Origin of the sequence: Methylobacterium sp. Leaf113 (genome assembly GCF_001423325.1) — a bacterium.
Lineage (GTDB): Bacteria > Pseudomonadota > Alphaproteobacteria > Rhizobiales > Beijerinckiaceae > Methylobacterium.
In genome coordinates, this window is the sequence record NZ_LMNJ01000053.1 from 75,389 (window position 1) to 92,446 (window position 17,058).

At 68.6% G+C, this 17,058-nt stretch carries 14 protein-coding genes; 10 read left to right on the forward strand and 4 right to left on the reverse strand.

Features of this window, described 5'->3' with window-relative positions; translation table 11 throughout:
- Window positions 1–160 precede the first annotated feature (160 nt).
- From uvrB to ASF60_RS22010, 3 genes are all read left to right on the forward strand, one after another.
- On the forward strand, window positions 161–2,986 hold the full coding sequence (gene uvrB / locus ASF60_RS22000) for an excinuclease ABC subunit UvrB (RefSeq protein ID WP_056190222.1): 2,826 nt from the start codon (window positions 161–163) through the stop codon (window positions 2,984–2,986).
- A 112-nt stretch (window positions 2,987–3,098) separates the two neighbouring features.
- Window positions 3,099–3,464: a hypothetical protein gene (locus ASF60_RS22005; protein WP_244476864.1), complete on the forward strand. Its 366-nt coding sequence runs from the start codon at window positions 3,099–3,101 to the stop codon at window positions 3,462–3,464.
- Window positions 3,465–3,530: 66 nt separating this feature from the next.
- Window positions 3,531–4,307, forward strand: coding sequence for a YidB family protein (locus ASF60_RS22010; RefSeq protein WP_056190223.1), 777 nt, complete (start codon window positions 3,531–3,533; stop codon window positions 4,305–4,307).
- 16 nt (window positions 4,308–4,323) lie between these two features.
- Here ASF60_RS22010 and ASF60_RS22015 read toward each other — a convergent pair whose 3' ends face one another.
- Both ASF60_RS22015 and mutM read right to left on the reverse strand, forming a co-directional pair.
- On the reverse strand, window positions 4,324–5,769 hold the full coding sequence (locus ASF60_RS22015; RefSeq protein WP_244478539.1) for a sensor domain-containing diguanylate cyclase: 1,446 nt from the start codon (window positions 5,767–5,769) through the stop codon (window positions 4,324–4,326).
- Window positions 5,770–6,011: 242 nt separating this feature from the next.
- Window positions 6,012–6,911, reverse strand: a complete 900-nt coding sequence (mutM, locus tag ASF60_RS22020) for a bifunctional DNA-formamidopyrimidine glycosylase/DNA-(apurinic or apyrimidinic site) lyase (RefSeq protein WP_056190226.1) — start codon at window positions 6,909–6,911, stop codon at window positions 6,012–6,014.
- Window positions 6,912–7,086: 175 nt separating this feature from the next.
- On the opposite strand from mutM, the gene ubiE reads away from it, so the two are divergent.
- The 4 genes from ubiE (at window position 7,087) to ASF60_RS22040 (ending at window position 11,366) form a co-directional block, all read left to right on the forward strand.
- On the forward strand, window positions 7,087–7,872 hold the full coding sequence (gene ubiE / locus ASF60_RS22025; protein WP_056190227.1) for a bifunctional demethylmenaquinone methyltransferase/2-methoxy-6-polyprenyl-1,4-benzoquinol methylase UbiE: 786 nt from the start codon (window positions 7,087–7,089) through the stop codon (window positions 7,870–7,872).
- Window positions 7,873–7,903: 31 nt separating this feature from the next.
- Window positions 7,904–9,460 carry a 2-polyprenylphenol 6-hydroxylase gene (gene ubiB / locus ASF60_RS22030; protein WP_056190229.1) on the forward strand — a complete coding sequence of 519 codons (1,557 nt, stop codon included), beginning with the start codon at window positions 7,904–7,906 and terminating at the stop codon, window positions 9,458–9,460.
- Window positions 9,461–9,504: 44 nt separating this feature from the next.
- On the forward strand, window positions 9,505–10,806 hold the full coding sequence (locus ASF60_RS22035; protein ID WP_056190232.1) for a bifunctional phosphopantothenoylcysteine decarboxylase/phosphopantothenate synthase: 1,302 nt from the start codon (window positions 9,505–9,507) through the stop codon (window positions 10,804–10,806).
- Between the two features lie 272 nt (window positions 10,807–11,078).
- Entirely contained in the window at window positions 11,079–11,366 is a 288-nt protein-coding gene (locus ASF60_RS22040) for a hypothetical protein (RefSeq protein ID WP_156634358.1), read from the forward strand.
- Window positions 11,367–11,408: 42 nt separating this feature from the next.
- Here the strand turns inward: ASF60_RS22040 and ASF60_RS22045 are convergent, their stop codons facing one another.
- Window positions 11,409–12,059 (reverse strand): glutathione S-transferase family protein, encoded by a 651-nt coding sequence (locus ASF60_RS22045; RefSeq protein WP_082508143.1) that lies wholly within the window; start codon window positions 12,057–12,059, stop codon window positions 11,409–11,411.
- Between the two features lie 52 nt (window positions 12,060–12,111).
- Complete coding sequence (gene speB / locus ASF60_RS22050) at window positions 12,112–13,101, reverse strand: agmatinase (RefSeq protein ID WP_056190236.1); 990 nt, start codon at window positions 13,099–13,101, stop codon at window positions 12,112–12,114.
- 234 nt (window positions 13,102–13,335) lie between these two features.
- On the opposite strand from speB, the gene rpsT reads away from it, so the two are divergent.
- The 3 genes from rpsT (at window position 13,336) to dnaN (ending at window position 17,015) form a co-directional block, all read left to right on the forward strand.
- A complete protein-coding gene (rpsT, locus tag ASF60_RS22055) occupies window positions 13,336–13,602 on the forward strand; it encodes a 30S ribosomal protein S20 (protein ID WP_056190238.1) in 267 nt (88 codons plus the stop codon).
- A 591-nt stretch (window positions 13,603–14,193) separates the two neighbouring features.
- Window positions 14,194–15,705, forward strand: a complete 1,512-nt coding sequence (gene dnaA, locus ASF60_RS22060; protein WP_056190424.1) for a chromosomal replication initiator protein DnaA — start codon at window positions 14,194–14,196, stop codon at window positions 15,703–15,705.
- A 188-nt stretch (window positions 15,706–15,893) separates the two neighbouring features.
- Window positions 15,894–17,015, forward strand: coding sequence for a DNA polymerase III subunit beta (gene dnaN, locus ASF60_RS22065; RefSeq protein WP_056190240.1), 1,122 nt, complete (start codon window positions 15,894–15,896; stop codon window positions 17,013–17,015).
- Window positions 17,016–17,058: the final 43 nt, after the last annotated feature.

A 17,058-nucleotide genomic window follows, 5' to 3' on the forward strand; every position in this document is an offset into this window, starting at 1 on the left:
CTGCTTTCACGCCACCGCATCCCTGCCGAGGCAACGCGACACCGGGGAGGCGCGCCAAATCGCCCCGGATCGGCCGCTGCGGCGGGCCAAGCCGCAGGGGCGATCAGATCATCCGGGCGCGGCTCTTTCCCAACGAGGGGGCAGGAACCATACTCAGAGGATGCCGATCTCGAAGAAGCCCCGTGACGCGTCCGACCCGGTCCCAAGTGCCCAGCGTGCGGGCGCCAGAACGTCCCATTCCCAAAGGTCCACTTCGAAGGCGTCGAAGCCCGAGTTGCAGCCCCTCGACGAGCATCTGGCGGCCCTGCTCAGCCCGGCGCTGAACCGCAACCGTCTTCCGGCCATCGAACCGCCGGCCCCGCCCCGTCCCGGCCAGCCGAAGAAGCCGGCCGCGCGCAAGGGGCAGGCCAACGCGGCAGCCGGCAAGGCAGCCGGTTCGGACAAGGCACCTGGTTCGGACAAGGCGCCCGCCCCTGACAAGACCACCGGCATGGGCTTCGGCGAGGCCGCACAGGCGACGTTCGCCCAGGGCGATGCGGCCGATGTCGACCCGCGCCTCGCCCAGGCCCTCGGCCTGCGCGGACCCGAGGACGGGCCGGTGCCGGAAGGTCTGGCGGATGATGGGGACAGCTCCCTCGCCACCGACGGGGTCTCGGCCACGGTGGATGCGCTTTCGCGCCTCCTCACCGAGGGCAATCCGCTGTTCCGCGACGGCCAGACCTGGGTGCCGCACCGGCCGGACCGGCCGAAGAAATCCGAGGGCGGCTTGGCCTTCACGCTCAAGTCCGAGTTCGAGCCGGCGGGCGACCAGCCCCGCGCCATCGCCGAGCTGGTGGACGGCGTGAAGAAGGCGGAACGCGACCAGGTGCTCCTGGGCGTCACCGGCTCCGGCAAGACCTTCACGATGGCGAAGATCATCGAGGCGACGCAGCGCCCGGCCCTGATCCTGGCACCGAACAAGACCCTGGCGGCGCAGCTCTACGGCGAGTTCAAGAGCTTCTTCCCCGACAACGCGGTGGAGTACTTCGTCTCGTACTACGACTACTACCAGCCCGAGGCCTACGTGCCGCGCTCGGACACCTTCATCGAGAAGGAATCGTCGATCAACGAGCAGATCGACCGGATGCGCCATTCCGCGACGCGCGCCCTGCTCGAGCGCGACGACGTCATCATCGTCGCCTCGGTCTCGTGCATCTACGGCATCGGCTCGGTCGAAACCTACACGGCGATGTCGTTCACGGTGTCGCTGGAGGAGAAGATCGAGCAGCGCCAGCTCATCGCCGACCTGGTTGCGCTCCAGTACAAGCGCATCCAGTCCGACTTCGCCCGCGGCACCTTCCGGGTGCGCGGCGACGTGATCGAACTCTGGCCCGCCCACTTGGAGGATCGCGGCTGGCGCATCGGGCTGTTCGGCGACGAGATCGAGTCGATCACCGAGTTCGATCCGCTCACCGGCAAGAAGATCAACGACCTGAAGTTCGTGAAGGTCTACGCCAATTCGCACTACGTCACGCCGCGCCCGACCCTTCAGCAGGCGATCAAGGGCATCAAGACCGAACTCAAGCTGCGCGTCGACGAACTGACCAAGATGGGCCGCCTGATCGAGGCCCAGCGCATCGAGCAGCGCTGCACCTTCGACATCGAGATGATCGAGGCCACCGGGGCCTGCAACGGCATCGAGAACTATTCGCGCTACCTGACCGGACGAAAGCCCGGCGAGCCGCCGCCGACTCTGTTCGAATACCTGCCCGACAACGCCCTGGTCTTCACCGACGAGAGCCACGTGACGGTTCCGCAGATCGGCGGCATGTACAAGGGCGACTTCCGCCGCAAGGCGACCTTGGCCGAGTACGGCTTCCGCCTGCCCTCCTGCCTCGACAACCGCCCGCTGCGGTTCGAGGAATGGGACGCGATGCGGCCGCAATCGATCCACGTCTCGGCCACGCCCGCCAAGTGGGAGATGGAGCAGACCGGCGGCGTCTTCGCCGAGCAGGTCATCCGCCCGACCGGCCTCGTCGACCCGGTGATCGAGATCCGCCCCGCCCGCTCCCAGGTCGACGACCTGCTCGGCGAGGTGCGCGAGGTGGCGCAGGCCGGCTACCGCACGCTGGTGACGACGCTGACCAAGCGCATGGCCGAGGATCTGACCGAGTACCTGCACGAGAACAGCGTGCGCGTCCGCTACATGCACTCGGACATCGACACCCTGGAGCGCATCGAGATCATCCGCGACCTGCGGCTGGGAGCGTTCGACGTCCTCATCGGCATCAACCTCCTCCGAGAAGGCCTGGACATCCCGGAATGCGCCCTGGTGGCCATCCTGGATGCCGATAAGGAGGGCTTCCTCCGCTCGGAGACCTCGCTGGTGCAGACCATCGGGCGCGCCGCCCGCAACGCCGACGCACGCTGCATCCTCTATGCGGACAACATCACCGGCTCGATGGAGCGGGCGATGGCCGAGACCGAGCGCCGCCGCACCAAGCAGCTCGCCTACAACGAGGAGCACGGCATCACGCCGCAGAGCGTGAAGCGCGGAATCGCCGACATTCTCGACAGCGTCTACGAGCGCGACCATGTCCAGGTGGATACGGGGCTCGCCAAGAACGCCGTCACCATCGGTCACAACCTCAAGGCGGTCATGGCCGACCTCGAGAAACGGATGCGGACCGCGGCCGCCGACCTCGACTTCGAGGAGGCCGCACGCCTGCGCGACGAACTCAAGCGCCTCCAGGCCACGGAACTCCTGGTCTCGGACGATCCCATGGCGCGACAGGGCGACGTGGAGCGCGAGGCCGGGCGCTTCGGGGCCAAGCAGAGCCGGATCGCGAAGCCGACGCTCGACAATATGGGGCCGGGCACCGACCGCGAACTACCGGTCGGATCGGCGCCGCCGCAATGGCAGGAGCGCCCGAAGGCACGGTCGACGCAGGGACTCGGCGGACAGAAGCCCAAATACAAGGGCGGCGGCGGGCGCAAGCGCGGCTGAACGTCGGAGCGATTGTCGGTCGACTTGGCCGATGGTGGCCCCTGGGGCCGGAACCCTTCGGGACGCCGGGGCTTGGTTTGAGACCTTCAGACCATCGCCCCGGAGACCGCCCGTGACGACGATCAAGTGCCCACGTCCGCCCTTTCGGCCCCGCGCCGGTTCCGGTGTGACCTCGCTGTTCCTGGCCGGTCTGGCCGTGTCGGGTGCCGTCGGGATGCTCATCACCCCGGCCAGCCTGCGGCCCGCGGCGGCCCAGACGGTGGCCAATCCCAACGACCAGCCGACACCCGCCACCGTGCCGTCGAACGACGGCACCGCTCCGGCCACGCGGCCGACCGGGCAGGTCGCGCCGCCGAGCGCGATTTCCTCCGGCACGGTGATCACCGCGGCTGGCGCCAAACCGGGCGCACGGACCAATCCTCTCGATCATCTGCCCGCCAAGGATCGCGCCGGCACCGGCGGCAGCCGACGCGACTAGGCGAACCAGCGGCCGCTTCCGGGGGCGCGACCCGGATCACAATTCACGGGATAGGGGAGAACGCTCATGGGCCTGCTCGATCAAGTCATCGGTGGTGTACTCGGCCAAGTGCTCGGCGGTGGTCAGGGACGTGAGCCGGAGCGCGGTGGCGGACACGGTGGCGGCTTTGGCGGTGGCCCATCCGGCGGTGCGTCCGGAGGAATGCTGGGCGGCGCCATGTCGCCAATCGTGCAGGCGCTGCTGATGCTCCTGATGTCGAAGGGGGCCGGGGGACTCGGCGATCTGCTCGGCGGCGGCCAGCGCGGCGAGGCGCGTGATCCCCGTGGCCACGACGAGGGTGATATCGGTGGGTTCGGCCAGGATCGCGGCCAGGATGGAGGGCAGGATCGCGGACCCGGCGCGGGATACGGGCGTGGCGGTTACGAGGATGCGCAGCCGCCGAGCCGCGGGGGCGATTTCAGCGATCTGTCCGGGATGCTGGATGGCCCCGGAGACCGTGGCGGCGGATTGGGTGATCGCAGCGCCGGTGCAGGCCCCTACGCCCGCCTGGACCACGAGCCACAGGACGGCCAGTCGGGCCTCGACGGTCTGATCGATCGCTTCCAGCGCGGCGGCCTCGGCGACGTCATGGAGTCGTGGATCGGGCATGGCAGCAACCGCCCGGTCGAGCCCAACCGGCTCGCGGACGCGCTCGGTCCTGACACCGTGGATACCCTTCAGCAGCGAACCGGCCTCAACCGCGACGATCTCCTGTCGCAACTTTCCCAGGTTCTGCCGCAGGTGATCAACGGCCTGACACCCCAGGGCCGGCGCCCGACCGGCGAGGACGTCCGGGGCTGGTGACGCCGCTCGGGTCGGCTCACGCCGCCGGGACGTCACCGACCCGACGGAAGCCGGTGGCCGATCCGGACCCGAAATCCATTCCGGCTTCGTAGAGCCGGAAGGTGTTGCGCCCCGCATCCTTCGCGCGGAACAGCGCGATATCCGCATGGCGGCACAGCACGTCGGGGTCGGCCCCGTCCTGAGGCGCCATGGCGACGCCGACACTGACGCCGACCGATACGCGGGTCCCGTCGAGATCGATCGGCTGGGCGACGACCTCGATCAGACGCTGGGCCAGATTGCGGATGCTGCTGCCGACCACGGGGCCGGTCTGGATGATCATGAACTCGTCGCCGCCGATCCGGGCGACGGTGTCCTCGGCCCGCACGAGGCCGCGCAACCGGGTCGCGACCGCGCGCAGGAGAGCGTCGCCCGCCTGGTGCCCGAGGGTGTCGTTCACCGACTTGAAGCGATCGAGATCAAGGCACAGCACGGCGAAGCTGGCGGAGCGGCGCTGGCTCATGCTCAGCTCCTGGACCAGCCGTTCGCGGAACAGCGTCCGGTTGGCGAGGTCGGTGAGTGCGTCGTGGCGCGCCATGTGGGCGATCCGGAACTCCGCTTCCTTGCGGGCCGTGATGTCGCGCGCCGCCGCCACGTAGCCGTTGGGGCGTTCACCGTCCGCCTCGTAGGTGAGGTTGAAATTCACCTCGACCCAGATCCAGCTGCCATCCTTGCGTCGGTAGCGCTGGGTCGAGACCGCCTGCGTCACGCGGGCCTCGCAGAGGTCGTTCAGAAGCCGGCCATAGGCTTCGGCATCGGCGGGATGGACATGATCCATTGGACGGGTGCCGATGAGGTCGTCGGCCTCGTATCCCAGCAGGGTTCGGGAGGCGGGCGACACGTAGCGGCGAACGGTGTCGAGAGTCGCCCAGATCACCATGTCGGAGCTGTTCTCGGCCAGCAGCCGGTAATGCGCCTCGCGCTCGCGCAGCTTGGCCTTCGCCCGATGCAGGCTCAACTGAGCGCTGACCACCGAGGCGAGATCCTGCAACCGGGCGCGATCGTCGGGGGAGAACCGGCGCGGTTTGGTATCGAGGACGCAGAGGATGCCGACTCGGTGCCCCGTCGATGCGATCAGCGGAGCGCCGGCATAGAAGCGGACATGGGGTGGCCCGATGACCAGGGGACTGCCGGAGAAGCGGGCATCCTCCCAGGCGTCCTCGACCACGAACACCGCATCGGACAGGATGGCGTAGTTGCAGAATGCTCCCTCGCGGGTCGTGCCGTCGAGGTCGAGACCGCACCGGGCCATGAAGTGCTGACGATCCTCCGCGATCAGCGAGACGTAGGAGATCGGCATGCCGAACAGGGCCGTCGCCGTGCGACATATGGCGTCGAAATGCGGTTCCGCTTCGGCATCCAGGATCTCGAGGTCTCGCAGCGCCTTCAGGCGGTCCGCTTCGTTGCTGGCGATGGGGTACATGCGCGCCCTGGATTCCGAGGGGTCGGCGACACGGATCAGGCAGACACAGCGCCCTCCCCGCGCTGTTCCCAACCTGATTGTATGGGGCCAAAACCTGTAAGCTTATGGTTGGGCACCCAGTCTTCCGAAGAACCGGAATTCCGTTCGCCGGAGATGATGGTCGCAGCGAAATATCAAATGAGGTTTAACGTCCGACATCCCTCGTTGTCATCAGCGACGAGAAGCGGCGGAATCCTGCGCTGTTATTTCGCGGATCGGGGCTGACAGGTCGCGCAGAAGAATGTCGACCGTCCGGATTGAATGATCCTCTCGATCGTACCAGTACAGGCTTTGCCGCTACAGGAATGGCCGACACGATCGTAGACGCGGAAAGCATGCTGGAAAGCGCCGCTGCCGCCATCGGGATGGGCGTAGTCCCGCAAGGTCGAGCCGCCGGCCGCCACCGCCTCCGTCAGCACCTCGCCGATCACCCGGGCGAGCCGGCGCGCCTTCGGCGTGGGCGTGCCATCCGGCTTGGCCAGGGCTCCTGCCCGCGTCTCGGGGTGGAGTCCCGCCCGATGCAAAGCCTCGCAGACATAGATGTTGCCCAGGCCCGCGATCAGGCGCTGGTCGAGGAGTGCGGCCTTCAGCGGTGTGATCTTGCCTCGGAACAGGCACGCCACGGCTTCCGGCGTCAGCGCCGCACTCAGGGGCTCGAGGCCCATCCCGGCGAAGTGACGGCTGGCCGAAAGCGTCTCGGTCGGGACGAGGTCCATGAAGCCGAAGCGCCGGGCGTCGTTATAGGTCACGGTCGCGCCGTTCGACATCGCCATCACCACGTGGTCGTGCTTGGCGTTGCCCTGCGCGCCCTCGAGGTAGAAGTCCCCCGGCGACAGGTTGCGACCGTCGGGTAACGCCACGTCGAAGCGGCCGGTCATGCCCAGGTGCATGATGAGCGATTCGCCGGAATCGAGGGTGGCCACCAGGTACTTCGCCCGTCGCGCCAGATCCGTGACCCTGTGCCCCTCCAGGCGCTCCGCGAAGCGCGCGGGGAACGGGAAGCGCAGGTTCGGCCGCCGCAGGACGACTCGGGCGAAGCGGGTCCCCACCAGGGCCGGCGCGAGGCCGAGGCGGACGGTTTCGACTTCCGGAAGTTCGGGCATGGGCGGGATCGGGATCTCGGTGCGGCGTTGGCGTGGGTCAGGTGCGGCGGGACCGCCGGGTCATATGCGGCGGGACCGCCGGGTCCTGTGCGGCTTCGCCGATGGTGAAACCGTCCGCAAGGCAGATGGCGATTTCGGCCACGTTTCGCTATGAGCGTCCGCGAGAGGGTGGTCCATGAGTTCGGTCAAACGGTCGGTCGCGCAGTCCGAAGAGGCGGCGAGCACGCATTTCGGCTTCGAGAACGTGGCGCTCGACGAGAAGCAGGGGCGCGTCGACGACGTGTTCCGCTCGGTCGCCAAGCGCTACGACCTCATGAACGACCTGATGTCGGGCGGACTCCACCGCGCCTGGAAGTCGCACCTGATCTCGATGCTGCGGCCCCCGCGCAACCGGCCCTTCCGCCACCTCGATGTCGCCGGCGGTACCGCCGATATCGCGTTCCGGGCCCTGGAGGCGGGTGGTCCCGCCACCCACACTACCGTCCTCGACATCAACGAGGCGATGCTTCGGGTCGGCGCCGAGCGGGCGGGAGACCGCTTCACGGGGCGGATCGATTTCGTGACCGCCAATGCCGAGGCGCTGCCGCTGCCGCCCGAGCAGTTCGACGCCTACACCATCGCGTTCGGCATCCGGAACGTGCCGCGCATCGACAAGGCCCTGGCGGAGGCGCACCGGGTGCTGAAGCCGGGCGGCCGTTTCCTCTGTCTGGAATTTTCCAAGGTCGACCTGCCGGTGCTCGATCGGATCTACGACGCCTACTCGTTCCACGTGATTCCGCGCCTCGGGGCGCAGGTGGCGGGGGACGCCGATTCCTACCGCTACCTCGTGGAATCGATCCGCAAGTTCCCCTCCCCCGGCCGCTTCGCCGGGATGATCGAGGCGGCGGGTTTCCGCCATGTCAGCCACCGGCCGCTGACCGGCGGCATCGTGGCGATCCATTCGGGCTGGAAGGTCTCGTGAGGGTGGCTCTCGCGACGGGCCGGGCGTCCTGATGCTCGGCGCCGTCGTTCATCTGGCCCGGGGCGCGCAGGTCGGCTTCGTGCTCGCCCGCGAGGGCGCCCTGGCGCTGGTCGATTCCGCCGAGCTGCCGCCGCATCTCCGCTTCGCTCTGCGCCTCGGGCGGATGTTGGAGCGTCCTGGCCTCGGAAGCGGCGCCGGCCCCCTGCAGCGCGCCCTGACCCGCCTGGGTCCGAGCTACGTCAAGTTCGGCCAGTTCCTCGCCACCCGTCCCGACATCGTCGGCATGGAGGCGGCGCGCGACCTGGAAACGCTTCAGGACCGGGTTCCGCCCTTCCCGCAGGACGTCGCCATCCGGGTGGTCGAGGCCACCCTCGGGCGGCCGGTGGGACAGCTCTTCGTCTCGTTCAGCCCACCCATCGCGGCGGCCTCGATCGCCCAGGTCCACAAGGCCCATATCCTCGACGAGGAGGGGGCCGTGCGCGTCCTGGCGATCAAGATCATGCGCCCCGGCGTGCGCGAGCGCTTCCAGCGCGACCTCCAGGTCATGCGCTTCATGGCGCGGGTGGTGCACGTGCTGTCGCCCAAGGCTGAGCGCCTGCGACCGCGCGAGGTGGTCGAGATCCTGGCGCGCTCCGTGATGATGGAGATGGATTTCCGGCTCGAAGCGGCCGCGATGTCCGAACTCGCGCAGAACACCCGCGACGATGCCGATTTCCGCGTGCCCAAACCCGACTGGGAGCTGACCGGCCGCGACGTCCTGGCGAGCGAGTGGATCGAGGGGATCCGCCTCAATGATCGCGCCGCCATCGTGGCCGCCGGACATGATCCGAAGGCCCTCGGCCGGGCGGTGATCCAGTCGTTCCTGCGCCATGCCATCCGGGACGGCTTCTTCCACGCCGACATGCATCCCGGGAACCTGTTCGTCGATCCGACCGGTACCCTGGTGGCGGTGGATTTCGGCATCATGGGCCGCCTCGGGCACATGGAGCGCCGGTTCCTGGCCGAGATCCTGCTCGGCTTCATCCTGCGCGACTACAAGCGCGTGGCCCAGGTGCATTTCGAGGCCGGCTACGTGCCGGCGCACCACTCGGTGGAGGATTTCGCCCAGGCCATCCGGGCGATCGGCGAGCCGATCCACCAGCGCAAGGCCGACGAGATCTCGATGGCCAAGGTGCTGACCCTGCTGTTCGACATCACCGCCCTGTTCGACATGAGCACCCGCACCGAGCTGGTGATGCTGCAGAAGACCATGGTGGTGGTCGAGGGCGTCGCCCGCTCCCTCGATCCGCAACTCGACATGTGGACCGGCGCCGAGCCGGTGGTGCGCTCCTGGATCGCCCGCAACCTCGGGCCGGTGGGACGTGTCGAGAGTCTGGGCCGCGCCGCCCTCACCATCACCGACGTGGTCTCGGACCTCCCCGACCTCGCCCAGCGCCTGCGCCGCATCCTGGTGCGCCTCGACGAGGCCGGCTCGGGCGACGGCAAAAGCCTCGACGCCTTCGCGCGGGCCGAGCGCCGGCGCGCGATCTGGTCGACGCTGGCCCTCTGGGGCATCGCCATCGGTGCGCTGGTGATGGCCTTCCGGTAGCTTTTGCGCCGGCCTGATTGCTTTGCCTTAAGGGGTTCCGGATCATGACCCGCCCGCTCCAGAACCGCCGCATCCTCCTCGTGATCGGGGGCGGCATCGCCGCCTACAAGGCGCTGGACCTGATCCGGCGCCTGCGTGAGCGCGGAGCGCAGGTCCGACCCCTGCTGACCAAGGGGGCACAGGAATTCGTGACGCCCCTGGCGGCGGCGGCCCTGGCCGGCGAGCGCGCCCATACCGACCTGTTCGACCGGGCCGAGGAAGCGGATATCGGCCACATCAAGCTGGCGCGGGATGCGGACGCCATCGTGGTGGCGCCCGCCACCGCCAGCCTGATGGCCCGGATGGCCACCGGCGAATCCTCGGATCTGGCCGCCACCGTGCTCCTCGCCACCACGCTGCCGATCCTGATCGCACCGGCCATGAACGTGCGGATGTGGCAGCACCCCGCGACCCAGCGAAACCTCGCGACCCTCAAGGGCGACGGCGTCCGCGTCATCGGCCCCAACGACGGCGCCATGGCGGAGGCGGAGTTCGGCCCGGGGCGCCTCGCCGAACCGTCCGAGATCGCCGACGCGGTGGAAGCGCTCCTGGCCGATGGCTCCGAGGCGGAAACGCAGCCGTCCGAGACTCGGCCGTCCGCAGGCTTCGGCTTCCTCGCCGGACGATCCGCGCCGGGCGCACCACCCGCCGGACCGCTCGCCGGAAAGCGCGTTCTCGTAACCTCCGGGCCGACCCATGAGCCGATCGACCCGGTGCGCTACCTCGCCAATCGATCCTCCGGACGGCAGGGCCACGCCATCGCGGCCGCCGCCGCCGCCGCCGGGGCCGACGTGACCCTGGTCTCCGGGCCGGTTCTGATCCCGGCCCCGGCCGGTGTACGGGTGGTCCCGGTCGAGACCGCGCGCGAGATGCTGGCGGCGGTCGAGGCCGCCCTGCCGGCCGATCTCGCCATCTTCGCCGCTGCCGTCGGCGACTGGCGCCCGGCCGAGACCCGCGCGTCGAAGATCAAGAAGGACGGGACCGCGCCGGCTCCCCTCGCCCTGGTGGAGAACCCGGACATCCTCGCCACCATCGCCGGGCGGACGGCCGGGCGCCCGCGCCTCGTGATCGGCTTCGCGGCCGAGACCGACACGGTCCTCGACAACGCCCGCGCCAAGATCGCCCGCAAGGGCTGCGATCTCATCGTCGCCAACGACGTCTCGCCGGCCGGTGGCGTCATGGGCGGCACCGCCAACACCGTGCATCTCGTCGGGCGCGACGGCACGGTCGAAACCTGGCCGACCCTCGACAAGGACGAGGTCGGCCGGCGCCTGATCCGGCACTTCGCCGGCCTGCTCAACGCCTGAGCTCCGGCGATCCGCAAAAGCCTGCGGAGCCGATCGCGCGCCGGCGCGTTAAGCCTTGACTAACGCCTCCCGCCGCATCATTTCGGCGTCGTTCGCACGTGCAGCACATCCCGCTCGCCCATGCGGCTCCACAGGAACTCCCGACCCTAATGCCCAGCGACAGTAGTCGATGGACCGCGCTGCCGACGGCCCTCCGCGAGACCCGCGCCTGATCGCTTGATCGGGCTCGCCCGCGACCGGCCTGCGATGGCCCGGTCGAATGAGGTGAGCCGATGACCTTCTCGAATGCCCTTCCGCGTCTGCGTGGTGCCGTCGCCCCGGTGCGGACCCTGAGCTTCCGCCGCGTCGACGGATCGAAACTAGTCCGCGTCAAGGCGCGCCGTTCCAAGCCACGGCGCGCCGCGCCGGGCGATGCCAATGTCGCGCTGATCATGGCCGTGATGATGACCCTGGTGTTCGGCCCGGTGATCGGCGTCCACCTCATCGCCGCCTTCGGCCCCGCCGCACCGGCGTCCGACCTGGCGATCACCAGCACCGGAACGCCCCTGCCGCGCGGCTGAGCGTTCCGCTGATCGGTTGTTCCTCTGCGGTCGGTCGCGCGGTCAGGCCCGCGCCGCCTCCATCTTCGCCGAGAGAGCGGCGTCCTCCGCCATCATCTTGAGAACGGCCGGACGGGCTGCGACACGGGCGAGGTAGGCCATGATCGCGGGCTCCTCCGGTACGAGCTTGAAGCGCGTCGTCCATCCCAGGGTGGCTCCCCAGAGAACGTCGGCCGCCGAGTGCCGCTCGCCGAGAAGCCACGGTCCCGACGACAGGGCGTCCACAACCGCCTTCAGGACGGCATCGAAATCCCCGTAGGGCGACATCGCCCGGGGGCCGGCCTCGCGCTGGAGCGCCCGGTCGACCACCGCCGGCTCGAAGCTCGATCCGTGAAACACCATCCAGCGCAGGTACGGCCCGCGCAGCGGGTCGCCGATCGGGGGAGCCAAGCCGCGCTCAGGAAACAGGTCGGCGAGGTAGAGGTAGATCGCCGCCTGCTCGGTAATCAGCGCCTCGCCGTGGCGCAAAGCCGGGACTTTCCCGAGGGGATTGATCCCGAGGTAGGCGGCATCCCGTCCCTGCCCCGAACGCAGGTCGATGACCTCGAGACGATGCGGGGCCCCGAGTTCCTCCAGGAGGATACGCACGCCGGACGAGCGCGTCTGCGGCGCGTGGTAGAGGGTGATGGCGTCGCTCAAGCGTGTCTCCTGCATCATCGCCGGCGCAGCCTTCCCGGACGGGACGCGCCGCGTCAATCGCACGAAGTCAATCGCGCCGCGCCGCGACGGCCTCCGCCAGGAGGCACAGGATCTCGAAGGTGAGGGTCGCTCCGGCCAGCGCCGTTATCCCCGACGGGTCGAGAGGTGGCGCGACCTCGACCACGTCGGCGCCGATGAGATCGAGCCCGCGCAGAGCCCGCACGATCTGCAGGGCTTCCCGGGCGGTGAAGCCTCCCATCTCCGGCGTGCCGGTACCGGGCGCATAGGCGGGGTCGAGGGCGTCGATGTCGAAGCTCAGATAGGCCGGCGCCGTCCCGACGACGCTGCGAGCCTCCGCCAGCACCTCCGGCAGCCCGCGGGCGATCACCGCTTCCATGGGTACGATGCGGACGCCCTGGTCCCGGGCCCAGTCGAGCTCGTCCGCCGAATCGATGCTGCCGCGCAGCCCGATCTGCACCATCCGTCTCGGGTCGAGGACGCCGTCCTCGATGGCGCGGCGGAACGGCGTGCCGTGCGTCAGGCGGGTTCCGTCATATTGTGCGTCGTCGGTATCGCTGTGGGCATCGATATGGATAAGCCCGACCGGGCGGGAGCGACCGAGCGCGCGCAGCACCGGGTAGGTGACGAAGTGGTCGCCGCCGACCGAGAGCGGCACGATGCCGGCTTCCGCCAGAGGCCGGTAGAACGCCTCGATGGCGCGCGCGGTCGCGCCGACGTCGATGGGATTGATGGGCACGTCGCCGAGATCGGCGCAGGCCGCGAGGTCGTAGGGCGCGATGCCCGTGGCGGCATTGCGGGCGCGGGTGCCGGTGGAGGCTTCGCGCACGCCGCGCGGACCCAGGCGTGCGCCCGGCCGGTTGGTGGTGGCGCCGTCGAACGGAATGCCGACGAGACCGATATCGATTCGGCCCGGAGCCTCGGCCGGGGCGAGAATCGGGAGTCGCATGAAGCTGGCGAGCCCGACAAAGCGCGGCGTCTCCATGCCCGAGAGCGGCCGATACTGGTCGATCCTTGCCTGGTCCGCCTCGTTCGCCATCCGTCGCCCCGCTGTTTGACAGGTTCGGCAGGCCTCGGTGGCCGGAAGCCTGACGACGCCACGATGACGTTCCGTTGACGGATCGGCAACGCGTGTTTATAGAGCCCACATCGCCGACGGGCGCGCTTACCGCGATCGTCGGCTTCGCCATTGCCCGAACAACCTGCACGCGATCCACCGACATCACAGCCCGAGGGCTCGTCGCGATCGCCTCAAACGTGACGAGGATGCCCCATGGCCAACACCGTGTCGGCCAAGAAAATGACCCGCAAGATTGCGAAGCGCACCGCGGTCAACCGCTCGCGTCGCAGCCGCATGCGCACCTTCGTCCGCAAGGTCGAGGAGGCCATCGCCACCGGTGATCAGTCGAATGCGCTGACCGCCCTCCGCGCCGCCGAGCCCGAGATCATGCGGGCCGCTCAGCACGGCATCGTGCACAAGAACAACGCCTCTCGGAAGGTCTCGCGCCTCGCCGCGCGGGTGAAGGCGCTCGCCGCCTAAACCTTTCTTCCAGACGCGACTGAAAAAGCCCGGCAGCGATGCCGGGCTTTTTTCGTTTTCGGCGTCGGTCAACCGGAAGCGCGTTCGGCGTTGATCGGAGCCTCTTGGCAGCAGTCGCGCTTCACTGCTGCGCGCATCGGCGGCGCTTGGTTTGAATTCGTCACGAATGCTCGGCCGGCGACTCCCGAATCAGGACAATCTCTGAAAGAAGGCGTTAACCCTCATTTGAATCTGTTCTGTTGCGACGCCTGTCCCGCGAGTGTAGCTTAACGATGTGTCATGATGAACCAACAAATTCTCAGCACCATCGAGTCGAGATCGAATCATCCACAAGGTGGGATTCGCGACTGGACTCAGGGGACGTAACCCGCGTCGGAATTGCCGCAATTTTTGCTATCCCCGTTAGTCCCGCTGTTAGGAGAACCGTAGCTTATTGTTGATAGGCTTGCTTCATCGACAAAAGGCCTCCCGGAGTCGATTGACTTTTGGGTGGCGATCTGGGTCTCGCGAATGCCTCGCGGGACGCGACTTCAGTCAAGTGTGCGTACGTACCGGTGGCGGCCCTCCGTCCTCGGCACGAGGAGAGCGATGATGCATGTCGACGGTAGCGTATCCGGCAATGCCGAGATGGGCATGAGCGGCGTGAGCGGACCCGATACGGTGGCCGCCTGGGCTCGGGTGAAGCGGCGCCTGCGGGCCGAACTCGGCGAAGATGTCTTCGCCAGCTGGTTCGCCCGGCTCGAACTCGTGGAGGTCGTCGACGGCACGGCCCGGCTCACGGTCCCGACGCGATTCCTCAAGAGCTGGATCGAATCCCATTATCTCGACCGGGTGCTGAACACCTTCCGCAGCGAAGTCGAATCGGTCTCGCGCCTGGACGTGTCGGTGCGCGGCCCCTCCGCCGCCGTGCGTCCCGCCACCAGCACCCCGAAGACCAGCAACGCCGCGAGCCCGCTGGCCCGCCTGCAAGCCGCCGGCAACACGATGCCGTCGCACGGCGAATCGAGCGTCGGCTCCGACAGTGAAACCCATCCGGCGCCCCGCGGCGACGCGGGCGGCGATCTCAACGGCGCTCCCCTCGACAACCGGTTGACCTTCGCGAGCTTTGTCGTCGGCCGCTCGAACGCCCTGGCGCACGCCGCCGCCGAGCGCGTCGCCCGGCACGACGGACAGGGGGCGCTCTACAACCCGCTCTACTTCCATGCCGGTGTCGGCCTGGGCAAAACCCACCTGCTGCACGGTATCGGCCATGCCGCCCGCGAATCCGGCCGCCGGGTGATCTATCTCACTGCCGACCGCTTCATGTACGGCTTCGTCAACGCCCTGAAGACTCAGAACGCCCTGGCCTTCAAGGAGCGCCTGCGGGCCATCGACCTCCTCATCCTCGACGACGTCCAGTTCATCCAGGGCAAGTCGATCCAGGCGGAGTTTGGACACACCATCAACGCGCTGATCGATGCCGGGCGCCAGGTCGTGGTGGCCTCCGATCGTCCGCCGACCGAGTTGGAGGCCCTGGAGGAGCGGGTCCGCTCGCGCCTCGCCGGCGGCCTCGTGGTCGAGATCGGCACCCTCGACGAGCAGCTGCGCACCTCGATCCTTTCGGCGCGGCTCGCCGCCGTGCAGGTCTCGCATCCGAGCTTCGAAGTCTCGCCCACCGTGGCGACCTACGTCGCCCGGGCGATCACCGCCAATGGCCGGGACCTCGAGGGCGCCGTGAACCGGCTGCTGGCGCACGCCACCCTGACGGGCGCGGCCGTGACGATGGAGACCGCCGAGGCGGCGATTCGCGACCTCGTGAAGAACCGCGAGCCCAAGCGCATCAAGATCGAGGACATCCAGAAGCTGGTGGCCTCGCGCTACAACGTCTCGCGCTCCGACATCCTGTCCGAACGGCGCACCGCCGCCGTGGTCAAGCCGCGCCAGATCGCGATGTACCTGTCGAAGGTGCTCACCCTGCGCTCGCTGCCGGAGATCGGCCGCCGCTTTGGCGGTCGCGATCACACCACCGTGCTGCACGCCGTGCGCAAGATCGACAAGCTGATCGGCGAGGACAACGTCCTGAACGACGAGGTCGAGCTCCTGAAGCGCATGCTGCAGGATTGAGCGTGCCGGGGTGTCGCGCCGTTATGCGACGCCCCGAATCCGCCGCGGGATAGCCGGCCTCTCGCACTTGCGTTCGCCGGGAGGCTTCGCCAAGTTCAGCGGCCACGGTGCCAGGACGCACGTGGAACCGGAGCGCGTCGATCGCGCCCGTTTTGGCGACGTCCGACGAGAGACCACGAGTTCAAACCATGAGAGTCACTGTCGAGCGTGCGGCCCTCCTTCGGTCGCTCGGCCACGTGCACCGCGTGGTGGAGCGCCGGAATACCATTCCGATCCTGTCCAACGTCCTGCTCCGCTGTGACGCCGGCGGCCTGGAGCTGCGGGCGACCGACCTCGACATCGAGGTGACGGAAACCATTCCGGCCGACGTGGTCGATGCCGGTGCCACCACGGTGCCCGCCCACGTCATCTACGACATCGTTCGCAAGCTGCCGGACGGCGCCCAGGTCTCCCTCGAGACCAGCGGCGAGACCGGCCAGATGACCATCCGGTCGGGACGCTCGCGCTTCTCGCTCGGCGCCCTCCCGGAGGGGGATTTTCCCGATCTGGCCGCCGGTGAGCTGCCGACCCGCTTCGTGATCGCGGCGTCCGACCTGAAGCGCTTGATCGAGAAGACGCAGTTCGCGATCTCCACCGAGGAGACGCGCTACTACCTCAACGGCATCTATCTCCACACCATCGAGGTCGACGGGACGCTGCGCATGCGCGGCGTCGCCACCGACGGGCACCGCCTCGCCCGCGTGGAGATCGAGGCGCCCGAGGGCAGCCGCGACATGCCGGGCATCATCGTGCCCCGCAAGGCGGTGGCGGAGATCATCAAGCTCGTGGAGGATGGCGGCGAAAGCGTCGAGATCGACCTGTCGCCGGCCAAGATCCGCTTCAAGTTCGCCAGCGGCGTGGTTCTGATCTCGAAGCTGATCGACGGGACCTTCCCGGACTACCAGCGCGTGATTCCCTCGGGCAACGACAAGTTCCTGACGGTCGAGCGCGACGTCTTCGCCAAGGCCGTCGACCGTGTCTCGACGATTTCGTCCGAGCGCGGCCGCGCAGTGAAGCTGGCCGTTCAAGAGGGCCGCCTGGCCCTCTCGGTGAACAACCCGGATTCCGGCAGCGCCACCGAGGAACTCGACGTCGACTACGACGCCCCCGCCCTCGATATCGGCTTCAACGCCCGCTACCTCCTCGACATTACGAGCCAGCTCGAGGGTGACACCGCCCTGTTCAAGCTGGCCGATCCGGGTTCCCCGACCCTGATCCAGGATCGCGAGGGCGCGGCCGCCCTCTACGTCCTGATGCCGATGCGGGTGTGATCGGCGCGTCCTGCGTCGCGGCGCGAGACAGGATGCGGGTGAT